This window comes from Sinorhizobium sp. 22678 (assembly GCF_052044265.1).
Lineage (GTDB): Bacteria > Pseudomonadota > Alphaproteobacteria > Rhizobiales > Rhizobiaceae > Sinorhizobium > Sinorhizobium meliloti_A.
This window is the reverse complement of sequence record NZ_JBQEMS010000012.1, coordinates 73,424-87,947: the sequence shown is the minus strand read 5'-3', so window position 1 is coordinate 87,947 and position 14,524 is coordinate 73,424. Positions and strand designations below refer to the sequence as shown.

Sequence of the window (14,524 nt, the reverse complement as noted above, 5' to 3'; positions counted from 1 at the left end):
CGTTCAATTCGTCGTTGTTTCAACCACATCCACCCGGGTCCCGTCGGTTAGATCGGGGGGCAAGGGCGAGATTATGCGTGCGGTTTCCTCCAGGCCGGAAAGGACCTCTACACCGTTCGCGCCGCGGATGCCGGTCTTGATCTTGCGCAGTTTCGCCGTCCCGCCTTCAACCACCGCGACTCTAGTCCCGCTGACCGCTGCCGCGGGAATGACCAGGGCGTTGCGCGACACGCGGACCACGATGTTCACGTCTGTGGACATGCCGATTCTGAGCGGCGTGTCCTCCGGCAGCCGAAGGCGAACGCGGTAAGTTTTCGTAACGGGATCGCCCTTCGGCGTGATGCTGTCGACAACCGCCTCGAGCGCGCGCTCTGGAAACGCATCCGACCGAAGGTAGGCATTCTGGCCCACTTCGACCCGCGGAATGTCCTCTTCGTTCACCTCCGCCTCCACGATCAGCGGTCGCGGCTCTCCGACCCAGAAGAGCACGGTCCCCGGCTCGGCCACCTCGCCGATCTCTCCATCCTGCCGAAGCACCCGCCCGTCGCTGGGCGCGCGCAGCACATAGGCCGCAAGGCGCGCCTCCTGCCCCGCGATCAATGCCTCCAATTGAGCGACGTCGGTGCGGGCCCTGTCCACAGTCTGCTCGCTTATCGTATTTCTTTCGGCCAAGGCGAGCTTGCGGCGGTATTCTTCCTGGGCAAGCGACAGGCGCGCCTGCAGCTCGCTCAGAATCGCCCGCGCCTCCGTATCGTCCAGGCGCGCGAGCGCGGCACCCTTTTCCACTCGTTCGCCCTCGCAATTGCACTGCTCGACGATCCGCTCGCGCACTGTCGAAGTGACCTTTGCCCAAACGCGCGGCTCCACGACGCCGCTGGCATAGACGATCTCCGCCGCATCACCGCGCTTCGGCGTCACGACCGAAACGGGCACCGCCCGGGTCGCATACCAGAAGGCAACGGCACCGACTGCGGCGGCTATCGCAATACCCGCCGCGTAGCGCCTCATCTGCCGCATAAGCCGCACGAACCACTCCTGAAACTCACCCGTATAGACTGTCAGGATAGCATTAGACCGACCGTCGGTCTATAATCGCACACAGGACTTCGCGCATCCTGGTAACACGTGTAGAACGTAGTTCTCCGGTTCAGGACAAGTCTATGCCACGAATCAAGAAATCGCCTGACGTCAGAACGAATGAGATCATCGGCTGCGCTGAACGCCTGTTCTTCGAGCAGGGATACGAAAACACGACCGTTAACGACGTGATCCGGGAAGCGAATGTTTCCAAGGGGGCGTTCTATCACTACTTCGTTTCGAAGGAGGCACTGCTGGAGGCGGTCGCCGCGCGCATGGCCCGCCAAAGCCTGAAGGAACTGCAAACGGTATTCGAGGATCCCTCCCTCGACGCGGTCGGCCAGCTGAATGCCCTTTTCGCGGGTTCGCGCCGCCTGAAAGTGGACATGGCGCCGCAATTGAAGAATACATTCAACGCACTTTTCAAGCCGGAGAACGTCGTCCTCTATCATCGCATCGACGTCGCGGTCAGCGCTGTGACACTCCCCTTTCTTACCGAAATTCTGAGGCGCGGTCACAAGGAGGGGAGCCTCGACGCACCCGATCCTGAAGCCCTCGCGCCGATGCTGTTGTATTTGCGGCTTGGCGTCGCCAAAACGATGCATCAGGCGCTGCAGCAGACCGAAGCCGGCGACCTGGACGGCGCGGCGCGGACGCTGGATGGCTGGATGCGCACCTACGGGATGGCTGTCGAACGGCTGCTGAAGATCCCCGAAGGGACGATCGAAGTAACGGAACCGGGCTTTTCGCGCGCATTTCTGGAAGCTTCCGTCTAGCTCCTCGAAGCCGCATACTTCCGGACGGAAAACCGCTGCGCACTTTTCCTGGAAGTGCGCTAATCCTTAAGTTCCGCACTTCCGGACGGAAAACCGCTGCGCACTTTTCCTGGAAGTGCTCTAATCCTTTAAGTTCCGCACTTCCGGACGGAAAACCGCTGCGCACTTTTCCTGGAAGTGCGCTGATCCTTTAAGTTCCCGCACTTCCGGACGGAAAACCGCTGCGCACTTTTCCTGGAAGTGCTCCGGATATCCCCGATATTCACCGGCGATAGCCCTGATGGGGCAGTGGAGCCGAAGCATTATGCGTGCTAGTCCTTCGTCAGCCGTCTCGGACGGGGGAAGACGGTCAGAGGCCTGGCGCATCAGCGACTGGCCTCGCCGGGGCTGGGGCACCGCACGCCGGCAATCCGGATGGGTTCGAAGCTCGACGTCCTGGCGGAATCAGGGCTTACCCGAGCGAAAGGCCCTGACCGTTATCGGCCAGGGCCCCATTCATTTCCCACCAGCTCAATAAGAGAGCACGGACACGGCAATACGGTCTCCAGCACAGCCCATTACAAGCCATAGCGATGCAAGAAGATGTGTCGGTGCAAGTGGGATACTACACAAACGAATTACTATAACCAGTAACAAATTGGGGGTATTCGCATTAAATCGGCTCGCGATACCATCTGTGCAGAGTCGAACCGGAGCTACCCTCCCCGAACGGATGAGCGCCAAATGAGGTCAGGCCGGAAGCGGACCGATTGGTCGACCGGCTCCTGCCTCTCGTTGACGAGCCAAGCAACCGCCTCCCGGGCTATCCTGTCCACGGGTTGCGCGAAAGTGGTCAGGTCATAGGAGGACCAGGCGGCCTGTTCGATGTCGTCGAAACCCGCGACACAGAGCTGATCGGGAATGGAGACACGGAACTGGTGGCGCGCGGCATCCAGGAAGCCGCAGGCAAGGAGATCCGTGGCACAGAAGACCGCATCGGGCCGCTCGCCGAGTGTCAGCAGCCGCTGCGCCAGAACGCGGCCGCTTTCGTAATTTGTCGGCCCGTGACGCTCGACCAGAACCGGGAGGCCCGCTGCTTTTGCCGCCGCCACGAAACCGTGCTCGCGCGCCATCAGGCTCGGGGTGCCGGCTTGCGAATTCGCGAAGGCAAGACGCCGGCAACCGGCGCGCACGAAAGCGGTGACGACCCGCCCCGCCGCCTCCGCGTCATCGAGATTGATACGAAGAGGGCCCTGCTGGTCGTCGTCGCGGTTGATGAGGACGAGGCGCTGGCCGTTCTTGAGGCAGAGCTGGGTAATCGACCGGTCGGGCATTCCGGACAGGATGATCGATGCATCTGCACGGTACCGGATTGCCTGCCGCAACGCGAGATCCACACTGCCGTCCGAGCGGTCCGTGTTGATCAGCATGGCGACCTTGCCGGCGTTCTGCAATTGCTGCGTCATCGCCCGGATGAGGTTGGCGCGGTAGGGCGTGCTCATCTCGGATACGATAAGGCAGACGATGCCACTCTCGTTGCGCATCAGTCCGCGCGCGAGATGGTTGACGTGATAGCCGAGCGCTTCCGCCGCCTCCACAACCCTTCGCCGGGTTTCGGGCGAGACGCTGGCGCCGGGCGTAAAGGTACGGGAGACGGCTGAGCGTGAGACGCCCGCCCGCTCTGCGACTTCCTGGGCGCTGACAAACGGCTTCGGCGGCATTCACGACCTCTCCTCGATCTCGCACGCAGAATTGCACTATTTTGCAATTGCGTGCAACGCCGTCATATTGCGCAATATCGAACAAATTTATTGACACTCCCTGTATCCTCGTGCAGCATTTGCACGCGCTTGCAAAAAGCGTCCGGCACGGAGGCGCCGGCACAATCTGGGAGGAAACCGATGGGTTTGGTTAAACTGGCCGCGGCAGCGCTCGCCGCGGGTGCGACGTTCTTTGCCTTTTCCGCGCAGGCCGACGGAAATCTCAATCTGATCTGCTCGGCCGACGTGGTGATCTGCGAGCAGATGAAGGGCGCCTTCGAAAAGAAGACCGGCATCTCCGTCAACATGGTTCGCCTGTCTTCCGGCGAAACCTACGCGAAGATCCGGGCCGAGGCGCGCAACCCCAAGACAGACATCTGGTGGGCGGGCACCGGCGACCCGCATCTGCAGGCCGCCTCGGAGGGACTGACGCTCGAATACAAGTCGCCGATGCTCGGCGAATTGCACGAATGGGCCGTCAAGCAGGCCGAGAGTGCCGGCTACCGCACGGTCGGCGTCTATGCCGGCGCACTCGGCTGGGGCTACAACACGGAGATCTTCAAGCAGAAGAACCTGAAGGAGCCGAAGTGCTGGGCGGATCTGCTCGATCCGTCCTTCAAGGGTGAAGTCCAGATTGCCAATCCCAATTCTTCCGGCACCGCCTATACCGCGCTCGCAACGCTCGTTCAGATCATGGGCGAGGACGAGGCTTTCGACTATCTGAAGAAGCTGAACGCAAACGTGTCGCAATACACGAAGTCCGGGTCCGCACCGGTGAAGGCCGCGGCGCGGGGGGAAACGGCAATCGGCATCGTGTTCATGCACGATGCGGTGGCGCAGACGGTGGAAGGCTTCCCTGTGAAGTCCGTGGCGCCCTGCGAAGGCACCGGCTACGAAATCGGCTCGATGTCGATCATCAAGGGTGCAAAGAACCTCGAGAGCGCCAAAAAGTGGTATGACTGGGCGCTCTCCGCCGACGTGCAGTCCAGTATGAAGGAGGCGAAATCGTTCCAGCTTCCTTCCAACAAGACGGCCAAGGTGCCGGAAGAGGCACCTAAGTTCGAGGACATCAAGCTGATCGATTACGACTTCAAGACCTACGGCGATCCGGCCAAACGCAAAGAGCTCCTGGAGCGCTGGGACCGGGAGATCGGCGCAGCCGCGAACTGATCGCGCAACGCGCCTTTCAAACGGAGTCGAGCCGTCGGGAAACCGTCGGCTCGACTCCGGCAATCTCGGCCAGATGAGCTGTTCCGCTCGCATCGCGTTCTTTTCTAACGGCAGCGATCTCGCTTGTATTCGGAACAACTCATCGTGACACGGCGGCACGGACAGCCCATCCATGAAAACCCACAACCGCAGACTGGATATCGCGCTGGCTCTCGGGCTTGCCGCCTTCCTCCTCCTTCCCTGGTACAGGATCGACGGCGGTTTCTTCGGCTTCGACTGGCTTTCCGCCTTTCCGGAAGAACCGGCCGCAGCGCCGGGTCTCCTTCAGATCGCTTCCTTCGGTAAATGGTGGCTGATACTTCCGGCGCTGGCCATGATGGTCGCCGCCGCTGCTCGCCTCATCGGCGATCCCGCGCGGCGAGGAAGCTTCCTTGCCTGGACTGGCGCAGGCGGCATCGCCGTTCTGGCCCTTCAGGGCCTCGCCATCGGCTTTTCCGGCTGGAACTGGACGATCAGCGAAGCGCTGTTCGGCGCGCTTGCGGACGGCCAGCCCTCGATGGGCGCGGGAGCGGTGCTCGCGGCGCTCGTCTTCGTCCTCCTTTTCGCCTTCGGGCTGGCCGAACGCGGCGTGCTGAAGGGCGACGCCTTCGTCGTCTCGGCCATCTCGATGCTTGTCTTTCTCGTCGCCGTCTTCGTCTTCTATCCTGTCGGGAGCATGCTGGTCGGCGCCTTCCAGGATTTCGACGGCTCCTTCAATCCGGAAGGCTTCACCCGCAATATCGTGGATCCGTCGATCTGGAGTCTCGACTGCGTCGTCGGCGGCGGGCGCTGCGGGATCGCGTGGCGGACTTTCTGGCTGGCGGTGATGACCGCGGGCGGCTCGACCATTCTCGGCCTTGCCTTCGCCCTGGTCGCGACCCGTACCGGCTTCCGTTACAAACGGAGCCTCCGGCTGTTGACGGTGCTGCCGATCATCACGCCGCCCTTCGTGGTCGGCCTCGCGCTCACCCTGCTCTTCGGTCGTTCCGGCGTCATCACCGAAGCCCTGTCCACGCTGATCGGCGTCGAGCCCGGCCGCTGGCTCTATGGCCTCACCGGCATCTGGATTGCGCAGGTCCTGTCCTTCACGCCCATCTCTTTCCTTGTGCTGATCGGCGTCGTCGAAGGCGTCAGCCCGTCGATGGAGGAGGCGTCGCAGACGCTGAGGGCGGACCGCTGGCGCACCTTCTGGCGCATCTCGCTGCCGCTGATGAAGCCGGGGCTCGCCAATGCATTCCTCATCGGCTTCATCGAAAGCATGGCCGATTTCGGAAATCCGCTGGTGCTGGGCGGCAGCCATGGCGTTCTTTCGACGGAAATTTTCTTCGCCGTCGTCGGCTCGCAGAACGACCCCTCCCGCGCCGCCGTGCTCGCCATCATTCTCCTGTGTTTCACGCTGACGGCCTTTTTGGCGCAGCGCTTCTGGCTTTCGGGAAAGAGCTTCGCGACGGTTACCGGAAAGGGCGACAGCGGCAGCCACGCCGCCCTGCCGCGCACGGTTTCAATCACGGTCCATGCCCTGGTCATCCCCTGGGCGCTCTTCACGCTCGTCGTTTACGGCATGATCCTCGTCGGCGGTTTCGTGAAGACCTGGGGGCTGGACAACTCGCTGACGCTCGCCCACTACGTCAAGGCATTCTCCGTCGAGTTCCGCGACGGCGGCATCGCCTGGACGGGCGTTGCCTGGAACTCCTTCTGGACGACGATGGAGATTGCCCTGATATCGGCACCGCTCACGGCGGCAGTCGGGCTCCTGACCGCCTATCTGATCGTGCGCCAGAGGTTCGCCGGCCGCGAACTCTTCGAGTTCGCCCTGATGATGAGCTTCGCCATTCCGGGGACGGTCATCGGCATCAGCTACATCATGGCCTTCAACCTGCCGCCGCTCGAAATGACCGGCAGCGCTCTGATCCTCGTTGCCTGTTTCGTCTTCCGCAACATGCCCGTCGGCGTGCGCGGCGGGGTGGCGGCGATGAGCCAGCTCGACCGAAGCCTCGACGAGGCATCTCTGACGCTCCGGGCCAATAGCTTCCGCACCATCCGCAAAGTCATTCTGCCGCTTTTGCGGCCGGCGATCACGGCCGCCCTCGTCTACTCCTTCGTCCGCGCGATCACTTCGATCAGCGCCGTCATCTTTCTGGTCAGCGCCGAGTACAACATGGCGACGGCCTATATCGTCGGGCTGGTCGAAAACGGCGAATACGGCGTGGCGATCGCCTATTCCTCCATGCTGATCGTGGTGATGATATCGGTCATCGCCGGCTTCCAGCTTGTCGTCGGCGAACGCAGGCTTCGGCGCGAAAACCGCGTCCAGGCCGTTGCCCGCGCGCCCGCACCCCTTCCCCAGGAGAAAACCGCATGACCGTCGTGGCTCCCGGTTCCGTCGTCTTCCGGAACATATGCAAGAAGTTCGGTGCCTTCACCGCCATTCCCGACCTGTCGCTGACCATCGAACCAGGCACGCTCGTCACCTTGCTCGGACCCTCCGGCTGCGGCAAGACGACGACGCTTCGAATGCTGGCCGGTCTCGAACATCCGACATCCGGCCGCATCCTGATCGGCGGCAAGGACGTGACGATGCTGCCCGCAAACGAGCGCGACGTCTCGATGGTCTTCCAGTCCTATGCTCTCTTCCCACACATGAACGCCCTCGACAACGTGGCCTACGGCCTGGAGTCGTCAGGCATGAAGCGCAAGGAAGCGCGCGAAAGAGCCGAGGAAGGACTGGCCCTGGTCGGCCTGCCCGGCATGGGCCAGCGCCTGCCGGCCGAGCTCTCCGGCGGGCAGCAGCAGCGCGTCGCGGTCGCCCGTGCACTGGTGCTGGAGCCCCAGGTTCTTCTCCTCGACGAGCCGCTGTCAAATCTCGATGCAAGGCTGAGGCGCCGCGTCCGGACCGAAATCCGCGAACTGCAGCAGCGGCTCGGTTTCACCGCGGTCTATGTCACGCACGATCAGGACGAAGCCCTTGCCGTCTCCGACCGCATCATCGTGATGAAGGACGGGAGCATAGCCCAGGAGGGCGCCCCGCGCGAACTCTACGAAACGCCGGCCTCCGCCTTCATCGCCGACTTCATGGGCGAAGCCAATGTCGTTGCCTGCGACGTGATCGACGTCGACGGTCACGAAGCCACGATCCGTGTGGAACGGCTGACGCATCGCGTGAGCGGCCGCGGAATGCGCCCCGGACCGGCGAAGCTTGCGGTGCGCCCGAACGCGATCACGCTTGAGCCGTCCGCAGCCGGCAGTTTTTCAGGCGAGATCACCCATACGGCGTATCTCGGCGATCACGTGGAGTACGAGGTCAAGACGGCCGCCGGGACGCTCTTCGTGGTCGACCCGGCGGTGGAGCGGGCACTTGCGCCCCAAACGAATGTGGCAATCGCCTTCAAGGAGCGCGGCATTGCCCTCATCAACGGTTAGCCCCGGCAATTTGCAACCAAGGATTCCGTAATGACATCTCACGTCGTCCCCGGGCTCGAAGCCCGCCTGGCACTGGCCGAAACCATCGGGCGCGAGGCCGGCGCCATGGCGCTCGATTTTTTCGCGCGCCGCGAAACGCTGATCATCGAAACGAAGCGCGACCCGCAGGATCTGGTTTCCATCGCTGACCGCGAAGTCGAAAATCTCATCCGCGATCGGATCGCGGAGGCCTACCCGGACGACGGCGTGCTCGGCGAAGAATACGGTCTCGTTCCCGGCCGCTCAGGCTTCACATGGGCGGTCGATCCGATCGACGGGACGAGCCCCTTCGTCAACGGCATGCCCAACTGGTGCGTCTCCATCGCTCTCGTTCATGCCGGCATACCGGTGGTGGGGGTCATCGCCGCACCATGTCACGGTGAACTCTACGCGGCAGCACTCGGCCTCGGCGCGCGTCTCAACGGCAAGGCGCTCGCGCTCGATGGTTCGCGCACCATTCGCAACCACGTGACCGGGCTCGGCGCCAACAACTATGTCAAGCCGGCCTTCGTCGGACAGATGGTCGAAAACCTGCTGGAGGCCGGCGGCACCTTCATGCGCAACGGTTCCGGCGCACTCATGCTTGCCTATGTCGCCGCCGGCCGTCTGGTGGGCTATTACGAGCCCTATATGCACGCATGGGATTGTCTCGCCGGCTACTGTCTCGTCCAGGAAGCGGGCGGCTGGCACCTGCCCTTCCCCACTGAGGGAGAAAGTTTGACCCGCGGCTCGATCGTCCTTGCCGCCGCGCCCGGCGCAGTCGACGACCTGAGGAAGCTTGCGGGCGTCTGACACTCGCGCCCATGGCATGCTCCTTGACCCGGGATTCGGCGTCCCCTATTTCAGCTCCATGGACATGACTGACCAGCCGCGGGCGCAATCGAAGTTGAATTCGACAAGGCTGGCGCTTCAGCGATTGGAACGCGGGCGGGACCCGTGGGCGTTGCGCTGGCAAGCGCTGCTTGCCATCATCGACCTCAGCATCCTCGCCTTTTTCATCCTCGGCCCCTATCTAAGAGCGGGTCCGTCCTATCTCATCATCGACTACATCATCGCCGCATGGATCGGTTGCGAGCTCATCGCGAGAGCGTTGGCCGCGCCTTCGATCGAGCGTTTCCTCCGGCGGCCGATGACCTGGATCGATGTGGTCATTCTCGGCACGCTTCTCTTCCCCGACCTGCTGTTCAACTTCGCCTTCCTCAGGGTGATGCGCATCTGGGCGATCGGCAAGAGTCCGCTCCTGCTCGAAGGTCTTCGCCGCGCCGGGTGGTCGCATCTGCAGGATGTCTTCCGTGCCTGCCTGAACTTCCTCGTATTCCTCTTCGTCGTCACCGGCTTCGTTTACACGACGTTCTTCTATCACCGAGAAGGCGGCGAAGGTTTCGTCGACGCACTCTATTTCACGGTGGCTACGATCACCACGACCGGCTTCGGGGACATCACCCTGCCGGGCACGCTCGGCAAGCTCACCTCGGTCATCACGATGATCGTCGGCATATCGCTGTTCGTAAGGCTCGCCCAAGCCGTTGTCAGGCCCTACAAGGTCAGTTTCCCCTGCCCTCAATGCGGCTTGCAGAGGCACGACACCGACGCCGTCCACTGCAAGGCCTGCGGTCATCTGCTCAACATACCCGATGAGGGTGACTGAGATGTACGAGGCGTGAGACTTTCAGTGTTTCGATGAAAAGGCGAAAGGCCTTTGGAAAGCCGGCGGCGATCATTGCCGCGAGGCTCGGATGAACGGGAACGGCCGACAGGACGGCGCGTACGCGTGTGCATGGCCAACGCGCCGGCTTTGCGGGACGGAGCTGCCGTCGGCGTTGCCCCGGAGAGTGTCAGCTCTGGTGTTTTCGTTGCTGTTAGGCGCTTAAATCAAACGATTTGGAAAGTTCCCGTGTCTTTGAACGACTGCCAGTGCGAGAATGTAGGATATTCGGTCGCAACAAAGCTATCTCGATCAATTTCCTCATAGCGAACAAACCTGATTTCTGATGCCTCACCTCCGTCCGGCGCGTAGTCGGAGTTTGCAACATAGCCATGAGCAAGCAGAGAGATGTTTTGCAATTGATCCCCATTGGGATAAGTGTGCTGCTCGATGTTCGGGTCTGAGGACAGGCCAAACGCAGTTACTCTTTCCAAAGAAACATTTGCTTCTTCTAAAGCTTCACGAAAGACAACATCCATCAAAGACTCCCCCAGTTCCATCGAGCCGCCCGGCAGGCCCCAATGACCGCTGTCTGTCCGCTTGATTATCAAGAACCTACCCATGCCATCTTCGATCAAGACACGCGCACCGACTGCCAAGAGCCGTCTGTTTCCAACGAGCGCCCGCAATTGCCCCAAATAACTCTCGGAAAACCGCACTGGAAGCTCCCTCTTGAAACAGAAGATATTACGAGAACACGAACAGCCCTCACGTTGTCGACCTTCGCGCACGCTGCGGTATCGGTCAAGAAGGGCTGGAGCCGACGAGACGATGGATGCGAACCGCTAGCTGAGCTAGCTTAGCCCTTCGTCTTGGCTGTCGCGACCGGCTCCGTGGTCAGATGAAAATCAACCATCTCCTTTTCAGTCAGGTAATAGAGCCGGTCCGGCGGTGTTTCGAGAGCGTTGATCCAGACGCCGGGGCCTACTCCCATCGTATCGAGATGGCTGGCGACTCTGGCCGTGGTGGATTGTGCGAAAGACATGGCTTGGGCCGGTGTCGGCCGTTCCCCGCCGCCGCTGAAAACCTGATGCACGCCGATCAGTGCGTCCTTTTCCGCCACACGCGCGACACCCCCTGCAAAAACGATCGGGCAGGAGGACGCGCAGAGCGCCTTCGATGCCACCTTGGTATCGAGCTTCTTCTCGCGGATCAGTTTCGACATCGCGAGCGCATCGTCCACCGAACCACCGGGCGAGTTGAGGGCGACGGTTCTCACATATTCGCCGCGCGCTTCGATCTCCTCGGCGAAGCGCGAACCGGCGCCGAGGTCGATCGTGCCCTCGGCGAGCAGAACGCCGCCGGATCGGAGATCGAACCTCATCGGCTGGCGCAGCACTTCGTCAGAGCTTCCCGGTTGGACTGGCGGGCCGTTGGGCGCAGCCTCGGTCAATGCCGGAGGCAGGACCGGCCGATCCTCGAGCATCGGATCGAAACCGGGGAGTCCGGCATTCATCGCGGAGATTTCGCGCAGGTCGATCAGCAGGAAGACACTCGCGGCCGCCAGCATTGCGAAGAAGGCGCCGCGCATCAGCACACCGTCGTCGATCCGGACCAGCGCCTTGATCGCTTCATCGATCCTCATGCGACCGATCCTTTGCACGCGTCCTCGGGTCGAGGCTGGTGATGTTGTTCGGCTCCTCCGCTTCCGCCTGAGCCACTATGTCGCCGAGTTGCCCGCCATTGGCCGTGACGGCGCGCTGCACTTCCAAGGCCTGCAGGAGCTCGGCCGCCGTGATGCGCTCGGCAAAGGGCAGCTTCTCCTCCTGCTTGCGGATGGCGCTGTGAACCGCGGCCAGAATGAAGACCAGCACCCCCGGCAGCAGGTCGATGGAAATGGCGCCTGCCCAGGCGGGAATGAAATCGGTCGCATAGCGCAGTACCGCCTCGGCGGATGAAAGCGGAACGAAACGCCGCTCCGCCACCGGCGCACGCGCCAGTATTTCGTCAGCCGCTTCGGAGAGGACCTTGGATTGCGCCGCCACCGAGGCTCGGACAGTCTCCATCACCCGGTCCTGGCGATTGACGAGATCGGCATCGCCGCCGTCGGCCACGGGTGCGATGAAGCCGAGCGACAGGTCGTCTGCGGCACGGCGGATCGAAGGCGCGATCGAAGTCTGTCCGAGCGACGTTATGACGCCTGTGAGCGCCACCACTTCCGAGGAGAACTGGTCGGCACGCGGTGCGACCGCACCCGGCGCGGAAACCAGCGTCCGCATCGTCTCGAGCCGCTTCTGCCCCTGGTTGAAAAGTACGGTCACCTGTTCGCGGGAGGCGTTGATACCGTTTTCCAGATCCTTCATCTGCGCCGACATTTGCGACAGAAGCTGCACCACGCTTCCGGACCCCGTCGTGCCGGTGAGCGCCCCCGATTGCCGCTCCGAAGCGGCAAGCTGGGCGAAGCGTTCGGATGCGCGCTGGATATCGGGCAGCAGGCTCTGGGCCGCAAGCGCGTTCTGATGCGCCTGGTCCAGGTCGGCGGTGTAATCCTCCACCGTTTCCGCGAGATGCTGTTCGAGCGCGGCGGAACCTGCCAGTGCCGCCGCATTGAGCCAGCTCGACATGGCGATGATCATAGCCGCACCCAGAGCCATCACGCCCAGCATGGCGGCCCGGCCCGTATGGTGGGTCACGTGCGGATAGAAGCGGGCCATATAGGACCAGAAGGCGTAGATACCGACGGAAACCGAGGCCGAGTAGATGATCGCCGCGAAGAAGACCGACGTCGGGGAGCCGTCGAGAATGCTGCGAACGCCGAGATAGGTATAGACGCCCGAGGCAAGCGCCAGCACCGCAAGTGCAAAACGCGTCATGGTTTCCACGGCCGCAACACCGTCATGCAAACGTTGGGATGCGCCGAGGGCCATGAGCACCATCTCCTCAGAGGAATGTATTCCTTAACAGAGAATGAAGAAACGGGCGGAATAAAGGCTGCCCGCAGGGCGAAGAACTGGGATGCCGGAAAGAACCTCCCCGGAAACCGGAGGCGTCATCGAACGAGGTAGCTCTCGACTGCGCCTATCCCCCGCAGCTCCAGAGCGCAACGGCGCTCGAGCGTCCATTGACTGCGCAGCGCGCGCCTCGTCGCCTCGGAGATCTGTATGCAATCGGCCACCCCCTGGGATTCGAGCCGGCTCGCTATGTTCACCGTTTCTCCCCAAACGTCGTAGACGAACCGGAGCCGCCCGATCAGTCCGGCGACGACTGGCCCCGTATGGATTCCGATCCGAACCCGAAAACGGTCGGGCCCGGCTTCCGTGTCCTGCAAGGATCGAAGCATGGACTTTCCGAGGGCCACGACCCGGTCGGCATGATCCGGCGCAGGCTCCGGGATCCCGCAGGCGGCCATATAGGCGTCTCCTATGGTCTTGATCTTCTCGACACGGTGCTGCTCCGTAAGCAGATCGAACCTCCTGAACATTCCGTCCAGGCGCCTGACCAGATCGGACGCAGTCGATCTTGCTGCAATGGGCGAAAAGCCGACGATATCGGCAAATAGAATGGACACCTCTTCGAAGCGGTCGGCGATGATCTCTTCGCCATCCTGCAGCCGCGCAACGATCTGGTCGGGCAGGATCGCGCGAATGAGGGAATCCGCCCGCAGCTTTTCCGCTTTTATCTCCTGGAGGTAGCGATGCTCCCGGTCGAGCCAGCGCTTCTTCTCGAGCGTGGAGTTGATCCGCGCGCGCAGAAGTATCGGATTGAATGGCTTCGTCAGATAATCGTCGGCGCCGGCCTCGATGCAGCGGGCTACCGCCGTGACATCACTCAAGCCCGAGATCATGATGACCGGTACGTGCTTCCATCGCTCCTCGGACTTCAATCGCGACAGCATCTCGATGCCGTTCATGTCCGGCATCAGAATGTCGAGCAGGATGAGGTCGAACTCGCCCTCGGCCAATTTCGCCAGCGCGGACAGTCCGGATTCGGCGGTGACCACGCGGTGACCTTCGCGCCGCAGCCGCCGGGACAGGAGATCACGATTGCTGGCCACGTCGTCGACGACGAGGATCCTGCCCCCCTGCTCCGGCCATGCAATCTCTTGCGCCTTGAACAGAAGTCGCTCGAGCCCTGCCGCGTCGATTTCGGCGCGTTCCCCCGGTTGAAGCATCTCGACCGTTTCCCCGCGCGAAAGACTGGCGATGGCGTCGACCTGCCTCAGGAGCTCCGCCGCCGCCGACAGTATCACATGGAGGTCTTCCTTCAGCGCATGCTCCGGCGCATCGGCTGCCTCTTCGAGGATCATTTCGGAATAGCCTATGATGGCGTTGAGCGGCGTGCGCAGGTCGTGGCGGAGCCTTGCCTCCGCCTCCGCTTCTCCTTCCTCCAGAGCGCAGGCCGTGCCCTCGAGAAGGCGATCTATAAAGCCGTTCAGTTGCCTTGCTGCAGCACCGATCCGGTCGAGATCGCTCTTAATGTGGATCAAACCGAGATCCCGCGCCTGCTCGATCAACAGTTCCTGGAAACCCAGGATTGCCCGCGCCGGGCCGGCCAATCGCTGGGCCACGTGAGCGGCGATCGCCTGGTGCTGGAAGTCGTTGCCGGTGGTCATCTTCCCA

General features: G+C 62.3%; 12 protein-coding genes. 6 read left to right on the top strand and 6 right to left on the bottom strand.

Annotation, left to right across the window (positions count from 1 at the left end):
- Positions 1-3: 3 nt before the first annotated feature.
- Positions 4-1,026, bottom strand: a complete 1,023-nt coding sequence (locus ACTJKL_RS19125; RefSeq protein WP_198516737.1) for an efflux RND transporter periplasmic adaptor subunit — start codon at positions 1,024-1,026, stop codon at positions 4-6.
- A gap of 134 nt (positions 1,027-1,160) precedes the next feature.
- Here ACTJKL_RS19125 and ACTJKL_RS19120 point away from each other — a divergent pair, with 134 nt between their 5' ends.
- Positions 1,161-1,853 (top strand): TetR/AcrR family transcriptional regulator, encoded by a 693-nt coding sequence (locus tag ACTJKL_RS19120; protein ID WP_440853546.1) that lies wholly within the window; start codon positions 1,161-1,163, stop codon positions 1,851-1,853.
- Positions 1,854-2,548: 695 nt separating this feature from the next.
- Here the strand turns inward: ACTJKL_RS19120 and ACTJKL_RS19115 are convergent.
- Entirely contained in the window at positions 2,549-3,553 is a 1,005-nt protein-coding gene (locus ACTJKL_RS19115; RefSeq protein ID WP_379943187.1) for a LacI family DNA-binding transcriptional regulator, read from the bottom strand.
- Positions 3,554-3,733: 180 nt separating this feature from the next.
- Between ACTJKL_RS19115 and ACTJKL_RS19110 the strand changes: the two genes are divergently transcribed.
- From ACTJKL_RS19110 to ACTJKL_RS19090, 5 genes are all read left to right on the top strand, one after another.
- Positions 3,734-4,762, top strand: coding sequence for an ABC transporter substrate-binding protein (locus ACTJKL_RS19110; protein WP_338283181.1), 1,029 nt, complete (start codon positions 3,734-3,736; stop codon positions 4,760-4,762).
- 172 nt (positions 4,763-4,934) lie between these two features.
- The gene (locus ACTJKL_RS19105; protein ID WP_440853545.1) at positions 4,935-7,163 is read left to right on the top strand and encodes an ABC transporter permease; all 2,229 of its coding nucleotides are present in this window, start codon (positions 4,935-4,937) and stop codon (positions 7,161-7,163) included.
- On the top strand, positions 7,160-8,221 hold the full coding sequence (locus ACTJKL_RS19100) for an ABC transporter ATP-binding protein (protein WP_102762830.1): 1,062 nt from the start codon (positions 7,160-7,162) through the stop codon (positions 8,219-8,221). Before ACTJKL_RS19105 ends, ACTJKL_RS19100 begins: the two co-directional genes overlap by 4 nt.
- Before the next feature lie 30 nt (positions 8,222-8,251).
- Positions 8,252-9,052, top strand: coding sequence for an inositol monophosphatase family protein (locus tag ACTJKL_RS19095; protein ID WP_275600075.1), 801 nt, complete (start codon positions 8,252-8,254; stop codon positions 9,050-9,052).
- 58 nt (positions 9,053-9,110) lie between these two features.
- Positions 9,111-9,908: a potassium channel family protein gene (locus ACTJKL_RS19090; RefSeq protein ID WP_411922438.1), complete on the top strand. Its 798-nt coding sequence runs from the start codon at positions 9,111-9,113 to the stop codon at positions 9,906-9,908.
- A 224-nt stretch (positions 9,909-10,132) separates the two neighbouring features.
- Here the strand turns inward: ACTJKL_RS19090 and ACTJKL_RS19085 are convergent, their stop codons facing one another.
- The 4 genes from ACTJKL_RS19085 to ACTJKL_RS19070 form a co-directional block, all read right to left on the bottom strand.
- Entirely contained in the window at positions 10,133-10,564 is a 432-nt protein-coding gene (locus ACTJKL_RS19085) for an NUDIX domain-containing protein (protein WP_440853544.1), read from the bottom strand.
- Positions 10,565-10,764: 200 nt separating this feature from the next.
- On the bottom strand, positions 10,765-11,550 hold the full coding sequence (locus ACTJKL_RS19080) for a COG3904 family protein (protein ID WP_440853543.1): 786 nt from the start codon (positions 11,548-11,550) through the stop codon (positions 10,765-10,767).
- On the bottom strand, positions 11,537-12,832 hold the full coding sequence (locus ACTJKL_RS19075; protein WP_026168907.1) for a hypothetical protein: 1,296 nt from the start codon (positions 12,830-12,832) through the stop codon (positions 11,537-11,539). The genes ACTJKL_RS19080 and ACTJKL_RS19075 overlap by 14 nt, the downstream gene beginning before the upstream one ends.
- A 122-nt stretch (positions 12,833-12,954) precedes the next feature.
- Positions 12,955-14,517, bottom strand: coding sequence for an adenylate/guanylate cyclase domain-containing protein (locus ACTJKL_RS19070; protein ID WP_440853542.1), 1,563 nt, complete (start codon positions 14,515-14,517; stop codon positions 12,955-12,957).
- Positions 14,518-14,524 lie beyond the last annotated feature (7 nt).

What these genes read in the sequence shown, in the direction of transcription:
- ACTJKL_RS19120 (WP_440853546.1), top strand. Translation starts at nt 1,161, where the DNA reads ATGCCACGAATCAAGAAATCGCCTGACGTCAGAACGAATGAGATCATC.
- ACTJKL_RS19115 (WP_379943187.1), bottom strand. Translation starts at nt 3,553, where the DNA reads ATGCCGCCGAAGCCGTTTGTCAGCGCCCAGGAAGTCGCAGAGCGGGCG.
- ACTJKL_RS19110 (WP_338283181.1), top strand. Translation starts at nt 3,734, where the DNA reads ATGGGTTTGGTTAAACTGGCCGCGGCAGCGCTCGCCGCGGGTGCGACG.
- ACTJKL_RS19105 (WP_440853545.1), top strand. Translation starts at nt 4,935, where the DNA reads ATGAAAACCCACAACCGCAGACTGGATATCGCGCTGGCTCTCGGGCTT.
- ACTJKL_RS19100 (WP_102762830.1), top strand. Translation starts at nt 7,160, where the DNA reads ATGACCGTCGTGGCTCCCGGTTCCGTCGTCTTCCGGAACATATGCAAG.
- ACTJKL_RS19095 (WP_275600075.1), top strand. Translation starts at nt 8,252, where the DNA reads ATGACATCTCACGTCGTCCCCGGGCTCGAAGCCCGCCTGGCACTGGCC.
- ACTJKL_RS19090 (WP_411922438.1), top strand. Translation starts at nt 9,111, where the DNA reads ATGGACATGACTGACCAGCCGCGGGCGCAATCGAAGTTGAATTCGACA.
- ACTJKL_RS19080 (WP_440853543.1), bottom strand. Translation starts at nt 11,550, where the DNA reads ATGAGGATCGATGAAGCGATCAAGGCGCTGGTCCGGATCGACGACGGT.
- ACTJKL_RS19075 (WP_026168907.1), bottom strand. Translation starts at nt 12,832, where the DNA reads ATGGCCCTCGGCGCATCCCAACGTTTGCATGACGGTGTTGCGGCCGTG.
- ACTJKL_RS19070 (WP_440853542.1), bottom strand. Translation starts at nt 14,517, where the DNA reads ATGACCACCGGCAACGACTTCCAGCACCAGGCGATCGCCGCTCACGTG.